5 protein-coding genes and 1 pseudogene are annotated in these 5,697 nt (G+C 41.6%); 5 read left to right on the top strand and 1 reads right to left on the bottom strand.

What is annotated here, in order from left to right; genetic code table 11:
- Nucleotides 1–303: 303 nt before the first annotated feature.
- From CNE01S_RS23660 to CNE01S_RS23640, 5 genes and pseudogenes are all read left to right on the top strand, one after another.
- Entirely contained in the window at nt 304–768 is a 465-nt protein-coding gene (locus CNE01S_RS23660) for a helix-turn-helix domain-containing protein (RefSeq protein WP_061279099.1), read from the top strand.
- Between the two features lie 609 nt (nt 769–1,377).
- Nucleotides 1,378–1,710 (top strand): cell envelope integrity TolA C-terminal domain-containing protein, encoded by a 333-nt coding sequence (locus tag CNE01S_RS23655; RefSeq protein ID WP_169799434.1) that lies wholly within the window; start codon nt 1,378–1,380, stop codon nt 1,708–1,710.
- A 38-nt stretch (nt 1,711–1,748) separates the two neighbouring features.
- On the top strand, nt 1,749–2,483 hold the full coding sequence (locus CNE01S_RS23650; protein ID WP_169799433.1) for an SDR family NAD(P)-dependent oxidoreductase: 735 nt from the start codon (nt 1,749–1,751) through the stop codon (nt 2,481–2,483).
- A 645-nt stretch (nt 2,484–3,128) separates the two neighbouring features.
- Complete coding sequence (locus CNE01S_RS23645) at nt 3,129–3,737, top strand: helix-turn-helix domain-containing protein (RefSeq protein ID WP_061279093.1); 609 nt, start codon at nt 3,129–3,131, stop codon at nt 3,735–3,737.
- A pseudogene (locus CNE01S_RS23640) lies at nt 3,727–4,589 on the top strand (queuosine precursor transporter). Before CNE01S_RS23645 ends, CNE01S_RS23640 begins: the two are co-directional and overlap by 11 nt.
- 49 nt (nt 4,590–4,638) lie before the next feature.
- Here CNE01S_RS23640 and queC read toward each other — a convergent pair.
- Nucleotides 4,639–5,334, bottom strand: coding sequence for a 7-cyano-7-deazaguanine synthase QueC (gene queC, locus CNE01S_RS23635; RefSeq protein ID WP_061279091.1), 696 nt, complete (start codon nt 5,332–5,334; stop codon nt 4,639–4,641).
- Between the last annotated feature and the right edge of the window lie 363 nt (nt 5,335–5,697).

Below are 5,697 nucleotides of genomic sequence, written 5' to 3'. Positions count from 1 at the left end.
GAGGGTGAGGATTAGGCGGGACGGGTGTGCCGCCCCAGGGCAGAACGTAAGGTGCCGACGACGCGGCTAATAATCGTGCGCTGATCACTTTCCTTTGATGTTTCACGTATCGGTTTTACCCGGTGATGGATGGAGGTCAGCTTGATTTAAAATGTCTTTTTTAGGGTTTAATTTGATTCTTCCGATGTTAGCAGGACAAAGATCAGATTTAATCTACGCGCGATCACAAAACAAATAATTTTGATTCGAAATGTCACTATTAGAGCGTGGCTCTTGTGGTGCTCAAAATTGCACATTCAGGGCATGAAAAAGTCCTTAAGCACATTGTTTGGCAAGCGTGTCAAAGCGTTGCGCATCAGTACCGGAATGAGCCAGGAAGCATTTGCTGATAGCTGTGGGTTTGCGCGTAGCTACATGAGCAGAGTTGAGCGTGGTGGTGCGAATGTTTCTCTGGATGCGATAGACCGGCTTGCAAAAGCGCTTCGCGTCGAACCGTGGCAACTACTGATAACGGATTCAACGGAAGAGAACGATCCTGAATTGCTGGTTCCCTATGCAGCAGATGGCACTTGCTTTCATCCCGGACTGGCGAGTTCTCGCGATGGCTCGTTTGGCGTGGGCGATAAAACGGCGCAAAAGCGTTTTTTTTCTTTCTCCGAGGCACTCGAATATCTGCGTATTATGGAAAAGGCGAAATGGCGCAGGCCTAACTCCGAGGGAAACTGGAGTATTGTCGTCGCTGTAAAGTGGGATAAATTAAAGAACTGATACTTAAGAAAAAAATTTGAGCGCCTTAGGTCGGTGTCTCATATTGCGAAGCTTTCTCTCTTAAGCTCCCTCTTGCCTGAAATTGCGCCTTATCTCTGTTCCGGCGAGCGACAGGAATAGTGAATATCCAGACTTCACCCTGCTGTTGCCGGTGAAGCGGTGACGGGTGATGCTTACCATAATGAGTGCTGCAGGACGTGGTCTGTTCCGGGCCATACAGAATTAATACTAATCCTCAGATTTTATCACGTATATCACTGCCCCGCGTGCTCAGGCAGGACACTGTATCGTGGATTTAGCTGTAGTACTTCAACCGTAATCAATAATGCTTTCGATGCTTTTATACGGTATTGAACGGTCAATTATTTTCTGTATTCGGCAACTGAAGTGCTGTTATCCGCCGGGAGTTGTGTCTGAATTCTTTAATAAAATAACGTTCATTACCTGTCTGGGCGATAAAGCCCGAATTCTCTGAAAAAATCAGCTGGTTTAAGAACCGGCATTTGACTAAGAAGGGAATCACAGGCAAAACTGCATTCTCTTTAATGTGGTGACAAAGGCTGAGCGATGACACGGTTCGGACTGAGGACTTTGATATTATCAGGATGCTTGTCGGTTGCAGGTTGTCAGCATAGAACAGTAACAACCCCCCCTCCGGATGCGCCCATTCATTTTGGGGATAAATATACCGGTGATAACCCGAATGAATATGCCGGTTTACTCAGTCGGGCAATTGAACAAAATTTCTTTGATATTGACCAGTGGCGGGGCAAGACCTGCACGCTACGGTTGAATATGGAGGAGAAAACCGTGAAGTATGAACATGGCAACCTTGAACTGTGTCGAGCTGCCATGGGCGATGTGAGCGGGGCTGTGTTACCCGCACCGTCAGAGGCGGTGAGAAAGGTATTCGTTCATGTCGCCCTTGAGTTTAAACCATAGCATGGGGCATGAAGCAAAGGACAAAGGTTGGCAGTGACATGCAAGTGGCGGAGGCTGAAAAAATAAAACGTACTGTTCTCGTGACCGGACATGCCAGTGGCATTGGTCGCTATGCCGCTGTACAGTTTTATCATGCGGGATTCAATGTTATCGGTATGGATACAATTTTTTCCGATGTGCTGGATAAGTCGATAACGCAAATAATATGTGACTTGTCAAACTGGGAAGAGGCCGAGCAAGCGTTTGCCCGTATAGAATCACTGGACTACGCCGTTAACTGCGCGGGGGTGACTGGGGTCAGAAAACCCCTTTCAGATCTTGCTTCCACTGAAATGGTTCAGTCTTATCGTCAAATTTTTATGCCTGCTTTTCATGCCTGTAAACTGGAAGCCAGAAAAATGCAGGGTAATGGTGTTGTGTCCAAGATAGTCAATGTTGCAAGCTCAACGGCCTCTGTAGGAGCTAAAGGGATGGCGGCCTACAGCAGTGCTAAAGCGGCGATTGTCAATCTGACAAAGGTTTGTGCCGTCGAGTTTGCACCAGGGATCCTGATTAACTCCATTTCCCCCGCAACAATTGATACACCAATGATCCGCAATAAATATGCTGGCCATCTGCCAGACTACAGCCAGGCCTATCTGACGGGACGGTGTGGAACGGTAGAGGATGTCTGGTCGGCAATACATTTTCTACTCCAGAATGACTTCATGACAGGGAGTGACATCGTGATGGACGGTGGATATTCTGCGCTGTTTGCCCTTCAGCTAAAGTAATTCTCTGGATACCAAGGCGCTTCCCTGAGACGTCCCCCAGTTAGAGGCAAGATCTGTATACGGGCCCCCTTCTTGATAAGAAACAGAATTTTCAGACGAGGGTCTGACCGGCTGGGTCTGTCATCAAAGATAAAATTCCCACAGCTGCGTATCTCGTGAAGGTGCAGTGGGCGGGAAATACTGCCGGGTTGAGGCTCGCCTTGTCGGCGTGTCAGTGAGATCGCCGTTATGCCGGATGTATCTCTTCATCCCTTATTGAACACACATTTGCGTAGCTTGATGAAACCGCCGTACATGTACTGTGTTTTATGATATGGCAGAAATCCCTGCACCGGGGCAAACACAGCCGCAGTGAGCCGCAGGGACAAATGATACCTGGCAGGCCTGGACTGAGGAGACCTCCATGCTGACTTAGCAATTGAGATGAATATCACACATGATGTTTACTGTTTATATATCAGATGAGTATGTAAATACTAAGTCCTCCTTGCGGCTGTGTGGGAATGAAATACGCAAGGACTTCTTCGACTTTGTTTTACGGATAGAGTTTGTATAACATGCTGTTATGTTTTATTCCTGTGCACCATATCATTCAGGGGTTCAATCTCCTTTTTAAGGTTAAGATATTTCTACAGGGAGGGTCGTGTGCATAAAAAACAAAAAATAGAATTTGTTAAGAAAAATTTACACTATCTATTAAGTTCAAGAGGGGAAACCCGGGTTTCTTTATGCGATCGCACCGGTCTCAACAGAACAACAATTTATAATATACTTGACGGTAGGGTATCAAATGTTCATCAGTCAACTATACAGAAAGTATCAGATTTTTTTGGTGTGTCCTACAAAGAAATAGAAAGTTTGGATATTGAAGAAAAAGAACGTATTGACACAGTGATTTCTCTAGATGGAAATATGAACCCTTGTGCGGTACCTGTGTTTTTCCAATCAGAATGTAGTTCACTGGATTTCTTGAATAAAAAAATAGGCATGCTCGTTTCTGAGAGAAAACTAACTTTTTATTTTGGCTGTGAATCTAATGTTATAGGGATTGTTTTAGAAAAGGATATTGAAGGGAAATATAATGCGGGAGATTTGTTGCTCGTTAAGAGAGGAAGAAAAGATGAAAGTGAGAATGAGCTTAATTATCATGGTATAAAAAATGAATTTTACATCGGATCTGCTTCTTTTTTAGAAGGTAATGGGAGTGTTTTTGTTGGTGATATAATAGAGGAGCGATTTGACTATGGGGAGTAAATATAAGCTTCTCGGATTTAATAAAGCCGATAACTCTGCAAATATCTTGATCTTATCAACCAGTAAGATCATAAAGATTAATATAAAAGAACTTGAAAAATGTGAAATTATTGATAATTTAAATATATATGAAATAAAATCAATCTATCGAAAAATTTACTCATCATGCACAGATGCACGAACTGTATATGAGTACGAAGATCGAAATGAAAAGTCTTGGTTTATTTATGCTGTTTTGATTTTATTATTAAGTGTTTTTTACGTCTTCAGTAATATAGCAGCCACGAAACCAGTTTTTGTGCAACTATTTAATTTAGTTGTTACCCCTGGCACATTCATCTATCCGTTCTCATTTCTTGTTATAGATCTTCTGAGTGAGTTTTATGGGATGCACCTGGCAAGAAAAGCTATTTACTTGTCTCTGTCAGCTAATTTGATTATTGTTTTGTTATTAAGTGTGTCGACGAAACTTCCATCCATCCCTGACTGGAAGCTGAATGCTTCATACAGCTTGTTAATAAATCAAATAATTTCCACTGTATTTGCATCATCGTTATCATTCTTTTTGTCAGAGAATGCTAACTCCTATGTTTTATGCAAGATAAAAAACATTACCAACTCCAGGTTTCTGTTTTTAAGGGTTTTTTTAGCACTATGACAGCGGCGGTGATTGATAGTTTTGTGTTTTGTTTGGTTGCATTCTATGGAAAATTAAGCCTGCATGTGATTATGAAAATGGCTATCATTCAGATTGTTATTAAGTCTTTTTTTGCTTGTTTTAATGTTTTCCCGGCTTATTTGACGAGATTTTATTTTAATCGCTTTCTTGTGAAAGATGAGAGAGGAAAATAATATCTATATGATGGGGTGGAAATAAATAGCCCCATCATAAATTTATTTTTTAAAGAAAAGAGGATTTTTCTTTGAATGACTTCATGACTTTCAACTGATTTTTATTATATTGATCAAATCCTCTGTTACGAAGAAAACATGACGGACAATTACCACACCCATCATATTTAATGCCATTGTAGCAGGTCAGCGTCTCATTTTTTATGATTTCGAGAATGCCATAGTAATCAGCCATCGCCCAAGTCTCGGCTTTGGTGAGATTAAGGAGTGGTGTTTCAATTTTTATATTATTGTCCAATCCTAGAGAAATGGCTTTGTCTAACGCTTTAATAAATTCTCCCTGACAATCAGGATAGCCAGAAAAATCTGTTTCGCTTACACCTGTAATAACTGTTTTAGCGGATATTTGATAAGCATAGATGGATGCGAGAGTCAGGAATAGGATATTTCTTCCGGGGACAAACGTGTTTGGCAATGTGTTATCCTGACTACTTTCATGTTTTTGCACCGGTATGTTGGGTCGTGTCAAACTGCTTGCTGATAAATCATTAAGTATATTGGTATTTAAAACTTTATGAGAAACATTAAATTTTTTTGCTAATTTTTTCGCTATGTTGATTTCTTCGGAGTGGCGTTGTCCGTAATCGAACGTTATACAATGAACCTCTTCGTATTTACGTAACGCATAAGCCAGGCAAGTTGTCGAGTCCTGGCCCCCACTAAAAACTACTACGGCTTTGTTCATTGTCGTTCCTTCTGATCATGATAATTACTCAACGCTGACCAGTATATACCCAATGCAACCCGGCTTGTACCGCAGTTCACGATTGATGTGTTCAGAGATTCGTTAAATAATTTACTTATCATCAATAAAATCACCATGTGATTAAAATAATGTTGATAATGGTAAGTTGACGGTGTATTACTTGGTCGATTTGAGCGATTTAAGCTAAGCGCTTTACTCCTCAGATACAGCATACATAAGCCTGATATTCTGGATAATGCCAATATATCTTGCCTGTAGAAACTCCAGGATTAGTAGGCAGGTGATATAAAACCAACCATCAGGAGGATGGGTACGGGTATGTCAAGACAGCGAGAATTATCT

Source organism: Cedecea neteri NBRC 105707 = ATCC 33855 (genome assembly GCF_001571265.1).
Taxonomy (GTDB): Bacteria; Pseudomonadota; Gammaproteobacteria; order Enterobacterales; family Enterobacteriaceae; genus Cedecea; species Cedecea neteri.
Note: the sequence above shows the minus strand (reverse complement) of the source record. Positions and strands in the feature narration are given on the sequence as shown.

Coding starts and splice junctions, on each gene's coding strand:
- CNE01S_RS23660 (WP_061279099.1), top strand. CDS start 304: ATGAAAAAGTCCTTAAGCACATTGTTTGGCAAGCGTGTCAAAGCGTTG.
- CNE01S_RS23650 (WP_169799433.1), top strand. CDS start 1,749: ATGCAAGTGGCGGAGGCTGAAAAAATAAAACGTACTGTTCTCGTGACC.
- queC (WP_061279091.1), bottom strand. CDS start 5,334: ATGAACAAAGCCGTAGTAGTTTTTAGTGGGGGCCAGGACTCGACAACT.